The 16,220-nt window shown below is 41.6% G+C and carries 17 protein-coding genes; 15 read left to right on the top strand and 2 right to left on the bottom strand.

From position 1 onward, the window contains the following. The first annotated feature begins 1 nt into the window (after position 1). From LDN30_RS14695 to LDN30_RS14685, 3 genes are read left to right on the top strand one after another with little or no spacing between them, the layout of a single operon-like run. Positions 2-262: a hypothetical protein gene (locus tag LDN30_RS14695; protein WP_223930057.1), complete on the top strand. Its 261-nt coding sequence runs from the start codon at positions 2-4 to the stop codon at positions 260-262. Positions 263-265: 3 nt separating this feature from the next. Then, entirely contained in the window at positions 266-769 is a 504-nt protein-coding gene (locus tag LDN30_RS14690; protein ID WP_223926996.1) for a gamma carbonic anhydrase family protein, read from the top strand. Positions 770-776: 7 nt separating this feature from the next. Then, on the top strand, positions 777-1,301 hold the full coding sequence (locus LDN30_RS14685) for an RNA 2'-phosphotransferase (RefSeq protein WP_223926995.1): 525 nt from the start codon (positions 777-779) through the stop codon (positions 1,299-1,301). Positions 1,302-1,522: 221 nt separating this feature from the next. Here LDN30_RS14685 and LDN30_RS14680 read toward each other — a convergent pair whose 3' ends face one another. After that, on the bottom strand, positions 1,523-1,876 hold the full coding sequence (locus tag LDN30_RS14680; protein ID WP_223926994.1) for a NifB/NifX family molybdenum-iron cluster-binding protein: 354 nt from the start codon (positions 1,874-1,876) through the stop codon (positions 1,523-1,525). A 93-nt stretch (positions 1,877-1,969) separates the two neighbouring features. Here LDN30_RS14680 and LDN30_RS14675 point away from each other — a divergent pair, with 93 nt between their 5' ends. The 3 genes from LDN30_RS14675 to LDN30_RS14665 all read left to right on the top strand — a co-directional run bounded on the left by LDN30_RS14675 (position 1,970) and on the right by LDN30_RS14665 (position 3,856). Continuing rightward, complete coding sequence (locus LDN30_RS14675) at positions 1,970-2,482, top strand: hypothetical protein (protein WP_223926993.1); 513 nt, start codon at positions 1,970-1,972, stop codon at positions 2,480-2,482. Between the two features lie 65 nt (positions 2,483-2,547). After that, complete coding sequence (locus tag LDN30_RS14670; protein WP_223926992.1) at positions 2,548-3,156, top strand: low molecular weight phosphatase family protein; 609 nt, start codon at positions 2,548-2,550, stop codon at positions 3,154-3,156. Positions 3,157-3,301: 145 nt separating this feature from the next. After that, positions 3,302-3,856 carry a hypothetical protein gene (locus LDN30_RS14665; RefSeq protein ID WP_223930056.1) on the top strand — a complete coding sequence of 185 codons (555 nt, stop codon included), beginning with the start codon at positions 3,302-3,304 and terminating at the stop codon, positions 3,854-3,856. Here the strand turns inward: LDN30_RS14665 and LDN30_RS14660 are convergent. Beyond that, complete coding sequence (locus LDN30_RS14660; RefSeq protein ID WP_223930054.1) at positions 3,813-4,925, bottom strand: transposase; 1,113 nt, start codon at positions 4,923-4,925, stop codon at positions 3,813-3,815. The genes LDN30_RS14665 and LDN30_RS14660 overlap by 44 nt on opposite strands. Before the next feature lie 407 nt (positions 4,926-5,332). Between LDN30_RS14660 and LDN30_RS14655 the strand changes: the two genes are divergently transcribed. From LDN30_RS14655 to LDN30_RS14615, 9 genes are all read left to right on the top strand, one after another. Continuing rightward, complete coding sequence (locus LDN30_RS14655; protein ID WP_223930052.1) at positions 5,333-5,527, top strand: hypothetical protein; 195 nt, start codon at positions 5,333-5,335, stop codon at positions 5,525-5,527. Positions 5,528-5,529: 2 nt separating this feature from the next. Then, positions 5,530-6,447, top strand: coding sequence for a DUF1810 domain-containing protein (locus LDN30_RS14650; protein ID WP_223930051.1), 918 nt, complete (start codon positions 5,530-5,532; stop codon positions 6,445-6,447). 156 nt (positions 6,448-6,603) lie between these two features. Beyond that, complete coding sequence (locus LDN30_RS14645; protein ID WP_223930049.1) at positions 6,604-7,236, top strand: hypothetical protein; 633 nt, start codon at positions 6,604-6,606, stop codon at positions 7,234-7,236. A gap of 343 nt (positions 7,237-7,579) precedes the next feature. Continuing rightward, complete coding sequence (locus tag LDN30_RS14640) at positions 7,580-7,864, top strand: hypothetical protein (protein ID WP_223925384.1); 285 nt, start codon at positions 7,580-7,582, stop codon at positions 7,862-7,864. Positions 7,865-7,893: 29 nt separating this feature from the next. Beyond that, the gene (locus LDN30_RS14635; RefSeq protein ID WP_223927116.1) at positions 7,894-9,096 is read left to right on the top strand and encodes a hypothetical protein; all 1,203 of its coding nucleotides are present in this window, start codon (positions 7,894-7,896) and stop codon (positions 9,094-9,096) included. Between the two features lie 37 nt (positions 9,097-9,133). Continuing rightward, positions 9,134-9,721 carry an HNH endonuclease gene (locus tag LDN30_RS14630; RefSeq protein WP_223928292.1) on the top strand — a complete coding sequence of 196 codons (588 nt, stop codon included), beginning with the start codon at positions 9,134-9,136 and terminating at the stop codon, positions 9,719-9,721. 73 nt (positions 9,722-9,794) lie between these two features. Beyond that, positions 9,795-10,262 (top strand): hypothetical protein, encoded by a 468-nt coding sequence (locus LDN30_RS14625; RefSeq protein WP_223928291.1) that lies wholly within the window; start codon positions 9,795-9,797, stop codon positions 10,260-10,262. Between the two features lie 27 nt (positions 10,263-10,289). After that, entirely contained in the window at positions 10,290-14,084 is a 3,795-nt protein-coding gene (locus tag LDN30_RS14620) for a DEAD/DEAH box helicase family protein (RefSeq protein WP_223930047.1), read from the top strand. Next, positions 14,068-16,050, top strand: a complete 1,983-nt coding sequence (locus LDN30_RS14615; protein WP_223930045.1) for a hypothetical protein — start codon at positions 14,068-14,070, stop codon at positions 16,048-16,050. Before LDN30_RS14620 ends, LDN30_RS14615 begins: the two co-directional genes overlap by 17 nt. Positions 16,051-16,220: the final 170 nt, after the last annotated feature.

The following is a 16,220-nucleotide window of genomic DNA, read 5'->3' as shown; positions in this document are numbered from 1 at the left end:
CATGTTCCGGGTTGTCTGTGAAGACCTCGGACTGGACTATCGCCTGACATCACTCTGCCAGTTGCTCAATGAGCCTCAATATAAAGACGCCATAAGCAAGATGACATTCATCACAACCACCGGACTCGTCAATGCCATGCTCAACAATCCTGAATACAAGAATATGAAGGATGAACTTGGACTTAATGAGAATTCCGTTGTCTTGGTTTTCAGTACCGAGGGCAACACTGATCCTGACAATTATAAAGCGATAGCAGGTTGACAAATGGCGACAATAGTAACTGTACAAGGTAAAACTCCGAAATGGGGAAAGGATTGTTTCATCGCCGAAAATGCCACACTTGCAGGCTACATAATCATGGGTGATGACTGTAGCATCTGGTATGGTGCGGTACTCCGTGCCGATGTTGATGCCATCCGCATCGGCAATCGTGTCAACGTGCAGGATAACGCATGCATCCACCAGACAAACGGTTTCCCTGTAACTCTTGAAGATGACGTATCAGTCGGCCATGGAGCGATAGTACATGCCGCTACCGTCCGCAAAGGAGCGCTTATTGGCATGAATGCTGTGGTTCTTGACGGCTGTGATGTAGGTGAGAATGCCATCATAGCTGCCGGAGCGGTTCTCCTTGCAGGGACAAAGGTCGGCGCAAACGAAATGTGGGCTGGAGTTCCGGCAAAGTTAATCAAGAAAGAAGACCCGGCCAAAGCAAAGACATTTGCCGAACATTACATGTATATCAAGGAATGGTACAGAAGCAAGTAGTATAGCTATGACAGAAGAGAAAGACCTTATCCGTAAGAGCAAGCATCTTGCATTCCTGCTTCGCCATGACACTGAATACCAATTTGATGAACATGGATGGCGGGATGTAAAGGACTTGATAAAGAATCATGGCTATACGATGGCGGAGCTCGAAGACATCGTTGCCAACAATGACAAGCAACGTTATGAGTTCAATACGCAGCATACCAAGATTCGTGCAAGACAAGGGCATTCCATTAATGTAGACGTTGAACTGCAGGAAACCGTTCCACCAGATATTCTATACCATGGAACAGCGACAAGATTTCTGCCATCTATCTATGATAAAGGCATTCTCAGTGAGACTCGCCAATACGTCCATCTGTCTCCAACCAAGGAAATAGCCACAAAAGTCGGCTCACGCCATGGCAAGCCTTATGTGTTGGGAATAGACTGCAAGAGAATGGCTTCCGACGGAATAAAGTTCTATCTTTCACGAAACGGAGTGTGGCTGACGAAATACGTTGACCCAAAGTATCTTCTTACAATCTGAGGAGATTGCCTATATCAAGTGAAAGTAGACAACGACAAAAGCCATAATTTGCAGAAATAAAATTACAGGAATGCCGTACTTGAATTTCTTGTGCAAGGTCTTATTTCACATCACCAAAAGTAAAGCAGAAATCACCACCGCGGCGTTTGAAGTCAGAAATCTCGTCTTTAATACTTTCCTTGTTCATCTTTGTTTTTTTAGTTTTTCCTCAAGGTCAATAATTAATGAGCACATCCGTCATGATGACAGCTGCTGTCACCATACTGTATAGTACCGTCCAGATACTGCTTTACGACTTCGTCAATATCTATAGCAGGTGCGCCAGCATGAAGCTCAATCCCCACCTGATGCAGAAGGTTCACTGCTCCCATGCCAAGACCACCGCACAACACTTCGCTTGCACCATGCTCAAGTATAAACTTCACCATAGCGCCATGTGCATGTTCAGGAGCGTCAAGCAGCTCCTTACCTGTTATATTTCCGTTATCATCAACCGTTATGAATGTTACTTGTGGAGCCTTGCCGAAATGTGGCCACAGCTTGCCATTGTATGTCGGAATCGCTATTTTTCTCATATTTGCTTAGATTTTATGCAAAGTTACTCAAACAAAATGGATAATCTCGTTTTTTCTTTTTATTTTTGCATGTAGATTGACCATATTTGCTTTATGACTAAAAACAGATTACAATTCAGCCTGATCATTGTAAGCATTATAGCAATGTTTATATGTTCATGTTCTCCAAAATCAAGAACAAAGAAAGACACTCAACAGGATTCCGCAAATACGCAGTCCAATACGCCTTCAATCAATGTTGACTCCATGGCAGCAACCATTGATACAACTTCATATACCAATACCAGCCGGTATAATGAAGAAGATGAAAATATTGATAAAGACGAAGACTATGAAGACTATGACGATGATGATGCAGAAGATGAATATGATGATCCGTTCTCGCAGAAAACACGTCATGCAACAGCCACATATTATAGATATGACGGACTGGGCGGTAAGAGAAGAATTGACGTTGATGTGGATGTTGACGTACAGAACGGCCGTGTTACAAGGGTACATTTCCCCGACAACGGCGTTTATCCATCAGGAACAGACCTGATGGCGGCTATCTGGAGAATGGCAAAACTCACGTCACAAATGACATGGGTAACGACTATGACATAACAATCCGCTGATAAACAAAAATCAAATACAAAAACAAAAAGGACTGCCCCAAAGACAGTCCCTTTATGATAGTTGTCAGCGTTCTGTTCATTTTCGATGGCAACCCAGTCAAGGTAATTATCATCAAGTACGTCCCGCTTCAGCTCAGCTGGGAATACGACCTTATAGTCAGTAAGGTCATAAGGACATATCTTGTCAATTGCCTTCTGCATGATTCTGGCATCAGAAGGAGTCCGCTTGCTGTGCTGGTATTCAGCATACGCCCCGGCTATTCTGTCAGACCGGTCCTTACGCTCTTCCTCAGTTCCCGCATCGGAATACAGGAAATCAGAAAGAATCTCCATCTCATCATACAGGTCAACATCAATATTCTCAAGATGCTTGAACTGCGCCTTCTCCCCGTGTTTGAGGAACAGCTTCCGCGAACAAATCACGACATAAAAGAATATGAAAGCAAAAGTTGGAATTACGTCATAACCGTCTGTGACCATGCAAGAGAAACATGCCCTGTTTTTAGCGGCAAAGTTGGTCAACGCCTTCACCTTGGCTTCACCGATCCAGCAATGGCAAAAGGCAGTGAAGAGGAAAAGCTGTCAGTCTTTCGTAAAGTCAGAAACGAGATTATAAACTCTTTTAATACTTTCTACCGACAAATTTCGAAGAAAGATTTTTGATAATCAAATAAATAATTGCTAATTCCGTCAAATAGTGCTATCTTTCTATAAGATAGGCTGCACCTCAACAATAAAAAGAAGCAAACTTATTTTGTATTGTCTTCGGTTTGCACTATCTTTGTCCAATGAATTAAAAATCACAGCTATGGCAACTTACAGAACCATACAAGAACTTAAAAAGCATAATGGCTGGGCTAAGCTAAATGTCAATGTTCTTTGGGACAAGAGTGGCAAATACATTTTCGAAGGTGAAGAAGACATTATTCGAAAGTACAATGACAATCATCCCGAAGAGAATAGAAGAAGACTGATATTAGAAGTTCCTCCTGAGCCTTTCTGGGGCAATCCTTTCAAGGCAGATATAATCATATTGTCCAAGAATCCCGGATATGTAGAGCACATAAACAAATGGCTTCCTACGATTCTTTCTCCTGAAAGCATAAGAGAAATATGTGAAGAAAAGGAGAAGTCCCTGAGACTTGAGTCCGACTGCCTAATGTCGAGTATCGGTGTAAAACTCCTTTCAGACATGTATTGGGTAAACTCGCTAAAAGAATTACTCTCTACATACCAAAAGGAGCTTAACACAGAAGATGAGCAAGGCTTTTATAAGCACTTTGCATTAGTCAATACTTCGTTAATATTTGCCCCATCTTTTAAGCAGCGGCCTCCGATAGAGCCCGCAAGTCTTTTAAGATGAGATTATTTTTCTTCTTGTCAAGTTTGATACCTGACACTTCGATAATTCTTCGATATATGAACATGTTGTGCATCAGCATACTATATGACGCTAAAGACATACCCTTGTATTTGTCATCACGTGCCATTGCCACCTTTGCTGTATTGATTGCGGCGAGCGCGGCGTTGTAAGCAAAGTGCAGTTTCTTTTTGCTTCTGGCCTGACAGTCCTGCAGGCCGGTAAACTGTTTGCCGTCGCGGAAAAGATATTCCTCTTGGAACCTGGCATGATAAATGGCCATGGTATCCTCTCCGCTCATGTCCTTGTCAGTTGAGTAATATAGACGGTAACCGCCGCTCTTAACCCGGGCGAGACCCTCTGGATACCATACCACCAGTCTGACATTCCGCTTGAGGCATTTCACATTTGCAACTATTGTATAGTACTCACCATCATCACCACTCAGACTGTCGATCTTCTGCATTCTGTCCAAATCCGGACTCTCAAAGTCAATGTATCCGTCAAATGTCTTCGGCCGGCCTCTCTTCCCCGTCTTCTTACCTGCGTACAGATATCTGACCGCTGTGTCCTTTCTCAGACGGCTGACGAATGTGAAACCTAACTCTACCATGCTGTCGGTGAAGTGCTTAGTAGAGAACGCCGCATCACCTACCATGTTATGGGTAATCCTCTGCATTCTCTTGGAGTACTTCTTGACTTGTTTGATGTAGAAGTCTGTAAGCGACATCTTGCGTCCGTCAGCTTTACCAGGCGTCTGTATTGCCCGGAAGGCCATCGCGTCTTTCTGTGTCGCATTGACGATGGCCAGCAGGGTAATCTCACAGCCGTGCTTGACGGCCTGTGCACATCCGGACCAGTAATTGCCGATGCCATAAGTCTTTTTCCCGGCCTTACGGATATAGCTCTGGTCTATTGCCACAGCAAGCAGGTCATTCTCTGTGTCAAAAAGTTCCCTGATGAGCTTTGTATTATAGACACACCAGTCGATGCCTTTCCTGAAGGCACTTCTGTATGTGTGCTCGTTGTGTTTACCGTACTTCGCCATCTGCGTAAAATTCTTTTTTCTCATGACCAGCAAAAGAATCATGATCTCAGGGAAAAGATCCTGAAGATTTTTTCGTACCTTTGCACAAGTTGCGAGGAGAGTATCCTTTGCAAGTCCCATATAGTGGCTTATATCTTCTTGATTTGTCATATAACTTCATTATTTTTTCAACTATAAAGTTACTGAAAATCAACGATATAGCCACTATTTTATGTCATAATTAATCTTATCATAATGTTAAACTTTATTATTGATAAGTATCTAATAATCAACACGTTAAATAAACTTTGATGGAGGCGGTTTTCTTACCGAACCATTGATTAGTACAACTGAATGGTTACACCTCCGAAGAATATCCAGACAGCTTTGCAAAATACAACAATAGGGACAAGTTCCTGCCATCTCAAGAATTTACAAAGAATGTTCTTGAATTGGCAAAAGACCAACCTCAAAAGCCTCTATTCGTTGTAATGAGAGGAAAAGACAAATGGAAGGAATTAATGGGGGATTCTCTTCCACAAGAAAGAACAATAGTCAATCCGCATCCAATTAACCAGTACTTGACACAAAAGAATCTCGGAGATGACAACTACGACAAAATCCTCACACAACTTAAATTAAAGTAACTATGCACCAGAATGTAGAACGTTTCCTTGCGCCTCATGAGTCATATTATGACGAGGCACTGAAAGAGATAAAGTCCGGCTATAAATCCGGACATTGGATATGGTGGATATTCCCACAGATGCGTGGACTGGGATTCAGTCCATTATCACAGAAGTATGGCATAGAGTCGCTCTATGAGGCACATGCCTACTTCGAGCATCCAATATTAAAGAAGCGTCTCATGGAGATAACCCACACACTTCTGACTGACGCTTATGACGTAAACACCGATATTGAGGAAATCCTTGGTCCTGTCGATGCCATGAAAGTGAAGTCCTGCATGACGCTCTTCGATGTCGTTAGTCCGCATGACATCTTCGAAGACACCCTCAGCAGCTTCTACAATGGGGAGCGCGACCAAAGAACCCTCAAGATGATTGCAAAGGACAAGGAATATTTCGAGAGCAATCCCTTCGAGAAGTATGGCATCAAAATCAACCCGCGAACCTTCTTCGAAAGCAACGTTGCCGAGTCCGACGAAATGACTTTAGACCGCCGTGCAGCAACCCTCATTGAGATGTACACCAAAGGCGAGAACCTCAATGACCTTGTCTGCTGGTATCTAGTCAACAAGCGCGACATCTTCAGCAATTACCGCACCGAAGGGATTATATCATCATGGGGCTCATTATGCCGCAACATCATTAATGACTGCTTCGACGAAGCGGTAAAGAACAATGACGAACCGTCACAGCAGAAGTTGAAAGACTGCTATAAAGCGAATAAACTGGATGACATTTATCACTATACCAATCCACAGGACGTTGCCGACATCCTCATGAATGAAATCGACTTCCTGCGCACTACCAAGCCTTTCAACGACTATATCAGCGATCTCATCTACAATACTTCCTTGATAAAGAAACCATGGCAGTATTGAAATATTTACAGAGAAAACCTCAATCAACAACTTAAAATAGGTAAGGCATTATATTGGCGTCGCTATGAAGATTGGGATAGTGTAGCATTACACTATATATTTGCTTCATGATTTGGGATTATTATTCTATGTTTGCAACATCTAAATATAAATAAAATGCGAGACAGAACATTCAGATGTGTATATCCACCAAAAGTTTATTCTACATATTCCAATGTAGTCTATACAGAGAAGAAGTGGAATGAAAAAATCAACAACTTTCTTAACGACAATTACGAGGCCATAAAAGACATATTCTTGACATATGGTCTCCATTTCCATTATTTGCCAAAGGAAATCAAAGAAGTATACTACGTTAAGTTGGGCAAAACCCTGAGTAAAGATGATGAAATATTTTTGTCCAAAGAGGTGAATTCTGAAATAGGCAATTATCTTGATGACGGTTATGTGTGGTTATACGACGAGCCCTCACTTGTATGTCACAACAACCAACGCTTTCATAAGCATAGCGAAAGAGACGTATGGCTTACATGTCTCACGTTTGATGAGAGAAAAGATCTTTGGGAGCAGATAAAGGAAATGGCTTTCTATTTTTCAATAAGCTGCCCGACAGAAGAATCCGTTAATAGTGGGCAGATTGTAGAGTGCAAAAAGCTTATCCCAGAGACAGAAGAACAATTAACGGAGTTGTTCTTAAAGAGCTATAGTTTCCCACTTGGAGAACCCCTTTATAAAAAGGCTTTCCCAAAGGGTATGCGCATCTTTAACTTTTCAAAAAACTTTTTATGAGCAGTAGAATATTGCATTATCGGACTTCTCCTTTTAAGGTCATTTGCCCTTTCACATTTATTAAGCACTTGTTAAACTACTTTGTTTATGGGCATCCTGCTATTTGAACTTTTCAGAAACCCCTTGTTTATGGGCATTTTGAACAAGTGGGAAACTTTAGTTAAAGAGTAGGCTGTCAAAAATTTAGTCAGTTTTTATACTCATAATTGCTTTTGATTTACAAGGATTTATTCTTAACTTATATAAACATATTTCATAGTATATATTAACTTTAATAATTTGCATAAGTCATTGAATATTAGTACCTTTACATAGAAAATATAACAATGTAAAGTAAAATATTATGACAAAAGAAAGTGCAAAAATAAAGAGACTGGAAGCATTACTCGCTAAGAAGAACGAGAAGGAAAAGGCAGCATCGGCTAAGATTAAAAAATTAGAAGCTTCAATTATGGCTAAAGACAAGAGTAGTAAAAAATGGAAAGACAAGTACAAGGAGTTGAAGAAGGAGAGCAAGGCCAAGGATACAGAGCTCAAAAAAAAACGTCGTTTGAGTCTGAACACGACGGAGGAATTGTTCGACTTGCTTTCACGCCAGTTAAAGGACACTCATTCTGGGCGGAAGTGATAGCTTTGGCCGTGTGCATGTACATCCGCATGGGATGCGGATTTCGTTCAATCGTCAACGGATTGGAGTTATTCAATGACTTTCTCGGCGGTGCCCTCGGTGTAATACCATCACACCAGACAATTGAGAATTGGCTGCTCAAGGCTGGTATCGTAGAGTATCTTGACTCATGTAATAAGTTCAGAGGGAAGGAATACTCTATCATTATAGACGAGAGTATCACCGTCGGAAGTCAGAAGTTGCTGGTTATTCTCGCAGCTCCAGCACAGCACGAGGGCAAGACATTGAAGCATGGGGATGTCGAGGTGCTGGCAATGGCTGTATCGTCATCATGGAAAGCCGGAGACGTAGAAAGGGAGATAATAAAACTGAAGGACAAAATCGGAAAGACTCCAAAATATATTGTCAGCGACAACGGGCATAATCTCAGGAAGGGAGCAGAGTTAGCTGATGTCCCGCGCCATCGAGACATCAGTCACACGATTGGTCTTATTCTTGAGGACGAATACAAGGAAAGAACTGATTTCAAGGAATTTATGGATATAATGAACAAGAAGAGATTGTCATATCAGCTTACCGCTAACGCATATCTGCTCCCGCCAAAGTTACGGACCATATCGAGGTTCATGAATATGTCAAAGTGGGTGGAATGGGCTTGGGCCATACTCCAAGTCTATGACGATCTTGGCGAAAGCCAGAAGGCTGCCTATACGTTTGTGCTTGACTATAAGGAGCTAGTTACAGAGCTCTACCATGTAATGGAAACAGTTGACGTTGTATTCACGAAAGTAAAGAAAGAAGGTCTTTCGCATACCTCTGCAAAGTACTGCAAGGATTACATCTGGATCAATCTGTTGCGGAAGGACGAAATAGCAGAAGGATGCAAAAGAGTCGGTCGTGCCATAAGGCGTTACATAAATGAAGAGTGCGCCCTTCTTAAATCAAAGGACGAATGCCACAACATCACGTCGGATATCATAGAATCAACTTTCGGCGTTTATAAAAGCATACAGCCGAAAAACAAACACTGTGGGATAACGCCCATAGTTCTGGCCTTGCCTCTGTACGGAAAAGTTACGGACAGCAAAAAGAGAAGAAAGATTGACTTCAAGGAGAAAATGGAATGCGTGAGAATGGCTGATATAAAGGATTGGAAAGAAATGACTCTGCTTGACAATTGGCAAGTAAGGAGAATGTTGGACCTCAAAAGTAAGAAACGAAAAACGGCTTAAATTTTTGACAGCCTACTTTGTAAGCAAAGCTATAGCTATGGATACAGAACGAATATGCAAGGAATTTGATACTATCGACAGGCTGATAATAAGTGGCATCAGGCATGATGGCGACAAAATCATTTTGCCATGTGTCTACAAGGGCGGCGACGATGATTACTTATCGCTGTCTGCCATCAAGACAGTCATTGATAAGATAAATACAGGAGATGAGCAGGTAAGCCTTGTTGATTTCTCAGTACTTCCCATGGGAGTTGAGAATATCTTCACAGATACGAAGTGCTGGATTGTTCCCAATTTGTTTGTCCGTATAGAGTTTGAAGAAGCAACTCAATCCCCCAAATCAACTACAAGTCCTGCCAAATTAACAAAGAAGCAGAAAGTCCTTGCCAAGACCAATGGTCATTGTGCCTACTGTGGAACCTCATTGACTGAGAACACCATGACAATCGACCACATTGTGCCTAAGGTTCAGGGTGGAACAAAGGCTTTAGCCAACTGCTATGCAGCCTGTCAACGTTGCAATAGTTTGAAGTCAAACAAAAGCCTCAAACACTTCCGTCCATTACTTGCAAAAGAATTGGATAAAGAGAAGAATTTCATATTTTACTTTGAACAATTCTAACAGTAAACTTGCATATACGGCATTTTATTCCTAATTTTGCAAAAGTGACAACAACATATCAAAACTAAATCACATGTACTACAAAGGAAAGATTTACAGTGGCGAACCTTGGACGGCCGAGGAAAATCAGAAACTCAAGGAAATGGCCAAGGCTCAAAAACCATTCTATGAGATAGCCGAAAGCTTCAAGCCTAAAAGAACTATTAACGCGGTTTTTTTACATGCTCGCGAAATATCCCGATTAGACAGTGGTGTGAGGTTGTTCGATGATGACGGCACGAAACCCAAATCAGATATTTTCCCCAACAATAATGTCAAATGGACAGAGAAAGACGACAAGGACCTCATACATATGTTTAAGGAAGTCAAGATGAGCTACGACGAGATGGCAAAGCGGTTGGGAAGGTCAACCAACAGTATTACCTCACGGTTGTGCGCAATCTGCAAGGATAAAGACACTAATAGGTTAAGGAATTATACCTTTTCAAGTCTGTTTGATTCTATTCGCTTCCTAATATACGCAAAGCCGCTCAACCAATAATAATCACTTTTAATAATGTCAACACCTATGGATAAAGAGAATCATCCGTCCCCAAAGCAGCTATTAGCTGAATTTGTTGAACACATATTCGAAGGATACACGACCTTCGGGCTGCATGTATGTGATATAGCAACCGGAGGAGGAAAATCATATACCATAGGGAAGCTTACGTGCGAGTATTATCCACAGTATTTCAAACGGATTATCATCCTTTGTGTGCAGAACAAGCTCGTTGATGCCATGAATGATGAAATTAAAAAGTTCATCAACACAAAGGAAAGCAAGATAAGGGAAAAGGATGTAATAATAATCAGGAACAACTCTGACATCATAAGAGAAGCCATTAAGGACAAGACATTTGAAGAACTTCTCAACGAAATGAACTATGCCATTGGCGAGCAAAAACATAAAGGGCAGAATGTTTACCAATTGACTTATGCTTACAATAAGCTGAAGAAGACTTTCGAAGGACTGACTGGAATAGTACAAACTTATGAGAGCAACACTAACAATGATTATCTTCAGGGACAAGTGGACGAAGGCGAAAGTTGGGTAAGGAAACAGGTTCGAGCCTTCTTTGACATCTATAAGAACCAGCTTGAAAAGTCAGGGCAATACAAACGTGTGTCCGTCGATACTATAATTCATCAATTTCCTCACTTGGCAAAAGTATATCCACAGGTAACATACAATAGCAAGAAAGTTTTACTGATGACCGTACATAAGGCAATGTACGGCATTGACCCAATACTTTCAGAGAAGTTCTCCATCCTAAACCTGCCTGACAGGAAGAAGGAAACATTAATATTGTTTGACGAGTCAGACCAGGCTGCCACTGCAATGCGCGACACAATAATCGATCAGGCAATAAAGAATTCCGTAGGAAACAGGAAATACTCCAAGGGTTATAATGGATTCTTACAGTACAAGGAGTTGATTAGCAATCCGGGGCAGATAGCCAAAGGTTATTATAATGGCAAATTGTATAAGGCCATTGAGTGGGCTAAGAGTATAATAAGTACCAATTGGAAACGTATATGGGATGATATTCATTCCTATAATAGCATATTCCTTGACAAAGATGAGGACTTAGAGGACTACCGCAGGGGAGTTTTCTTCTCTGGTCCGGCAATTAGGTTGAATGTATCACAAGCTGACGCTAAAGGATTTGCATATATCTGCTATCGTGAAGGCGACAGACACCTTACCCTCGTTCATTCAGAGAACAAGGATGCTCTGGACATGCAGTTCAAAAAGGTCATTCCTCTCGATTTGTTCCTTTCCACTATAACTAACAGCATAACCGCAGTAAAAGCTCAATTCCGAAAAGTTGTCCATGAAGCCTATGAAAACAGCATAAAAGAATTTGAGAAAGAAGACAAGGACACTGCTAACAACGTTAAGACATCCCATCAGTATCTGGGTTACCCGACAATGGAGAGGGAAATTCATACCTTGTTCTCAAGATTTGAGTCCTCTTCAGAGAGAATGTTCGAGCAGCAGCTTAATGAATATATCACCAACCGAAAGAACATGATTATAAAGATTGGCGATAAGGAAAAGAAGCTTCCCGATTATTCTGTATATTCTCAAGGTGTACAACTTTACCAAGAAGAAATCGACGGCATGGACAACCAACATCGGGTCCGTCTATCATGCCGTGAAATAACGACAACTCCGGAAAAGATAATAGTTGACTTAGTTAATAATGGGAACACATGCATTGTGTTGTGCTCCGCTACTGCTTCAAGTATGTCCGTGGTAAGTAATCTTGACGTGAAATATCTTAAGCAGACACTGGGAAATCAGATGAATTCTTTGTCAAGTGATGACAAGAAAGAGTTTGACAGGCTTGTAGACAGCACATATCCTTCAGACCATAAAATAGAAATCATACCATTAGACAAATTCGATTTTACAGGGGAGAAGAGGACAAACCACCTTTCCCTGCCGGTCAAATATAAGGAAATGTTCTCAAAGGAAGCACAAGAGAAAGGGTTACCAGAGAAATGGTTTATCCTGACACGGCGAATCTTGGAAAAGTCGAATTTTGAAAACAATTACAAAAATATAACATACCAGTTCTACCGCCTGTTTCAATTCATTGAAGCATACAGTTTCTTCATCGATCATGGCGAGATTCACAGTATGCTATTTTTCCAGAACAGGAGAGGAGACCGACCGGTGGACCGGCAACAGATAGAAGTTCTCAGTTGTCTTGTGGATGGAAGCTTCACGGATATGAAATCAGAGTTTGACGACGATTTGCCTGATGATTGGGAGAACAAGCATATCCGTATAACCAAGGATTGGGAAGAGGTAGAGACCAATATTTTGAGCGACCTAAGCAATGACCAGGATGCCAAGATAATGCTGGTAGCTGCCTATGGAAGTTTCAAGGCAGGAGCTAATATGCAGTATACGATTCCTGCTGGAGCAGATTATGTGTCAGGCGATGACTGGGAAACAGATGAATCAAAGAAGAAGAAAGACTGGGATGCGATTTATGTTCAATCACCCACGACTTACCTTATGATGAACGAGGACGGCAATGAGACGACCTTTGAGAAAAGTCTTTACCATGCAATGCTGTCTCTTATGATGCTGTATTGGCGCGGTTGTCTGTCAAAGAAGGAAGTAGTCGGGTGGCTTAACCAGGCCCTTTCGAACAAGTTCTATTTCACAGAGAAGAACAACCCGGGCATAGCTAAGGACAAAGCAGCTTGGGCCCAAACTGTAGTAGAGCAGGCAATAGGAAGACTTTGCCGCACAAGGAACAAGCCGCGTACGACCTACATACTATACGACAGGGAGATGGAGAAGTTCTTCGACAAGACCAACTTGGACAAGTCGTTGACGAAGGAATTCCGAACCTTGGCAAATTATATTCTAGAACATCGAGATATTGACAATATAATAGGCAGTGAAGACTCCGACGAGGTAGTCCGTTGTAATGATGCCAACACTGCAATGGAATTATTAAAACGGCTAAGGACAATGGCTTTACGCTACACAGTTCATGATGTTGATTCAGATGAGGATGGCGACGAAGAGGAAGGCAACGTCTCTTACAATACAAGGATTGCGCAGGAGATGAATCAAAGCTATAAGCATACCATTATCCGCAAACCAGTAATTGACAGCCTTGACGAGTTGAAGAACGAGGACAAACAACTGACCTTTATAACCAAGTGCTATGGTGACTGGAATCAGGAAGAAGACGGTGGCTATACGTTTGCCTTTGCAGACAAAAGGATTTGTCCATTAGACAAAGGAAGAAACTATACTATTTCTCCGTCCAAAGTTCATTTGGATATACTCATGAAGAATGATATAATAAGAAGATATTTTGAGCAAAACGGCTATGCTACCAATTGGAAGAAAGGAAAATATATCCTTCATCCTGAGATATTAACAAGTGAGTATGCCGGAGAAATTGGCGAAGAGGCCTTTCTTGCTTTGGTCTATGAATACACCGATTGCAAGGAAGGTCAGATATCCCATCTCGAAGGGAAGGACTACGAGCTTGCAGATTTTGTCTTAAAGAATGAGGATGGCACTAATCGGATAGCTTTTGACGTAAAGAACAGAGACCCCAAGGGCGAGCAATATGATGCTTTAGGAGACATGCCTACTTCTGAGAAGAGAAGGATTAAACAACAAAGACTTCATTGCAACCTAATCACGGTCAATATGATTGAAATAAAGAAGGTTGCTCTTGACGAGACGCGTGAGATGCCTGGGCTAATCGACATGGAAGGTCAAATCATACCACAGAATATAGAAAGACTCAAAATCCTGATAAATGGCAAAAAGAATTGAAATTAGTGATGACTACATAAAGTCACTTCCTCTGACGACGAATCGGATAGAAGTGAAAGTAGACAGAGAGGCATTTTTCTCCAAATACTCCATTGTATCTTATAGCGGTCAGATAGGCAAGAAAAACATTCCCTATGAATATCTCTCCGACACGCCATGCCTTTCGATAGCAGGGATAAGGGCCAGATATGAAGAAAACAAATACCCCTATGTCAAATTCTTTGTGATGACAGAGAAAGGGAAAGAGCGAGTTGTTATCCAGAGTCTGCAAAAGTATCCTTCTTTGCGTATCATGGTTGATACTCTTGACTCTTATCCCAATGAGGTACAACAGCGTGTTTTCGCATCCTTAACCATAAACTCATTAGGCAAAAAGCGCAAAAACCGCATGATGTATAACAACGGTTCGTTGTACCTCTGTGATGACAAAAACTTTCTAATACCCAAATCTCGGAAGGAACTTGTATGTCTGAGAATAGAAGTTAATGTTTACATGAATCTTACTGCAAAGACAGCTTCTTTTTCCAATCCCCGTTCCATAGACGATTTGAAGAAGCACAAATATGGTGTTTTCCAAGTTGGTAAGGATATCGGGGGAGAGAAATGGCTCGGCATGTCGCTAAAGCCTGTTACATTTGAAGGGTCTATACCGAAGAATGTAAATCTTGAGAATTATTACATTCAGCGGAAACGGTTTAGCGGAAACAAGAACACTGTCCCTTATTGGCCTTACAATCCTGAGAATTTCTATCACGGCAAGTTGTTTGCCATTTGGCAAGTGCTGGAATCAGTCAATGAAGCCTATTCCGGCATTGTTGAGATAAAATTCTTTGATTATCCTGTCTTATATTATAATGAGTATAAGTCCGGCAATGATATGCTTGCATTCATGCAGGAATATCTCAACGGAAAGTCAATAGTATTCGAGAACCAATTCAAAGCCGATGGTGCTAAGAAGATGATAGTGGAATTCAAGGAGAAGGCTCAAGATTTAATGGACGGCAAGCTGCTTTTCCCTACATCTCCCAAAGGTACAGAGATGCTGCTCAGCCTTTGCGAACCCAAAGAGGATAACGCTGCACAAACCAACTACTCAAAATCCATGCAGCGAATGGTACGTGGCAGTAGCGCCTTACAGCACATCGTTTTCCACAATAATGAGAAAGAGGATGAGTTAGGCAAGTCAGAGGTGAGGCGAATTCTTATCGAATTGGTCGTCAAGGACAGTCTTGCCAACAGGGTAATGCCTCCCTCTTTGCGAAAGGGAATTAAAGGATGGACTTTCTATCGGTATAAGGTAAAGGACGGTGGAGTGCATGGCGCATCATTGAATGTCATGGAGAATGGCAAGATTAACTTTGAAAATTTCGGTACTTTCAATAATGACATTCTTGGAGTTAGCTTATCCACCTTTGCCAATGAGCATTTTCATTTCCTTCACTATCAGAAAATCAATGGCTTTAGGGATTACAAAGCTCTGACCAAGGATGGCAATTCCTATATTATCATTGACACTGACGAGATTCCCATACTTGATGTGGCTGAGATAGACGAAGGATATGGCGATATAGTAAACAAGGGCGAGAAACTTTCAATGTTCAAGCGAAAGAAAGAAGCACATAAATACCTGCGTGGCTATATCGGTTTCCATCTGTGGGAAACAGAAGGATTAGACGGTGAGCCATACTGTTCATATTCCTACATTTCAGGCAACCATCCCCAAAACATGCAGATACTACATTCGGGTAAGATGGACAAAATGCCACGCGCCCGCCGCATCTTTATTTTGCACGAAGAAAATCCTGATACTGTAAAAGACGACATCCATGAGATAGCCGACATGATGCGCTATGGTTTCGGACGATGGAATGAGGAAATGACATATCCTTTTCCTTTCAAATACCTTTATGAATATCTAGATAATGAATGCGAAATATGCCTCAGCAAGCATTGGGATGCGTTTTGATTTTACAGCCTAACAAATGACCATTCGCTAAGTAGCTTTTTATCATTCGCTGCATAGCAAATGGTCATTTGCTATAAGCTTACAACATAAGTTACGCTGATACGGGGCCAATTCCATGCCTTTGCGGCCCCACATTCAAGCTGTTTAATCCCCACACTCACGCTTTAGTC

Source organism: Prevotella lacticifex (assembly GCF_019973375.1).
Lineage (GTDB): Bacteria > Bacteroidota > Bacteroidia > Bacteroidales > Bacteroidaceae > Prevotella > Prevotella lacticifex.
Note: the sequence above shows the minus strand (reverse complement) of the source record. Positions and strands in the feature narration are given on the sequence as shown.

What these genes read in the sequence shown, in the direction of transcription:
- LDN30_RS14695 (WP_223930057.1), top strand. Translation starts at nt 2, where the DNA reads ATGTTCCGGGTTGTCTGTGAAGACCTCGGACTGGACTATCGCCTGACA.
- LDN30_RS14690 (WP_223926996.1), top strand. Translation starts at nt 266, where the DNA reads ATGGCGACAATAGTAACTGTACAAGGTAAAACTCCGAAATGGGGAAAG.
- LDN30_RS14685 (WP_223926995.1), top strand. Translation starts at nt 777, where the DNA reads ATGACAGAAGAGAAAGACCTTATCCGTAAGAGCAAGCATCTTGCATTC.
- LDN30_RS14680 (WP_223926994.1), bottom strand. Translation starts at nt 1,876, where the DNA reads ATGAGAAAAATAGCGATTCCGACATACAATGGCAAGCTGTGGCCACAT.
- LDN30_RS14675 (WP_223926993.1), top strand. Translation starts at nt 1,970, where the DNA reads ATGACTAAAAACAGATTACAATTCAGCCTGATCATTGTAAGCATTATA.
- LDN30_RS14670 (WP_223926992.1), top strand. Translation starts at nt 2,548, where the DNA reads ATGATAGTTGTCAGCGTTCTGTTCATTTTCGATGGCAACCCAGTCAAG.
- LDN30_RS14665 (WP_223930056.1), top strand. Translation starts at nt 3,302, where the DNA reads ATGGCAACTTACAGAACCATACAAGAACTTAAAAAGCATAATGGCTGG.
- LDN30_RS14660 (WP_223930054.1), bottom strand. Translation starts at nt 4,925, where the DNA reads ATGAGAAAAAAGAATTTTACGCAGATGGCGAAGTACGGTAAACACAAC.
- LDN30_RS14650 (WP_223930051.1), top strand. Translation starts at nt 5,530, where the DNA reads ATGCACCAGAATGTAGAACGTTTCCTTGCGCCTCATGAGTCATATTAT.
- LDN30_RS14645 (WP_223930049.1), top strand. Translation starts at nt 6,604, where the DNA reads ATGCGAGACAGAACATTCAGATGTGTATATCCACCAAAAGTTTATTCT.
- LDN30_RS14640 (WP_223925384.1), top strand. Translation starts at nt 7,580, where the DNA reads ATGACAAAAGAAAGTGCAAAAATAAAGAGACTGGAAGCATTACTCGCT.
- LDN30_RS14635 (WP_223927116.1), top strand. Translation starts at nt 7,894, where the DNA reads ATGGGATGCGGATTTCGTTCAATCGTCAACGGATTGGAGTTATTCAAT.
- LDN30_RS14630 (WP_223928292.1), top strand. Translation starts at nt 9,134, where the DNA reads ATGGATACAGAACGAATATGCAAGGAATTTGATACTATCGACAGGCTG.
- LDN30_RS14625 (WP_223928291.1), top strand. Translation starts at nt 9,795, where the DNA reads ATGTACTACAAAGGAAAGATTTACAGTGGCGAACCTTGGACGGCCGAG.
- LDN30_RS14620 (WP_223930047.1), top strand. Translation starts at nt 10,290, where the DNA reads ATGGATAAAGAGAATCATCCGTCCCCAAAGCAGCTATTAGCTGAATTT.
- LDN30_RS14615 (WP_223930045.1), top strand. Translation starts at nt 14,068, where the DNA reads ATGGCAAAAAGAATTGAAATTAGTGATGACTACATAAAGTCACTTCCT.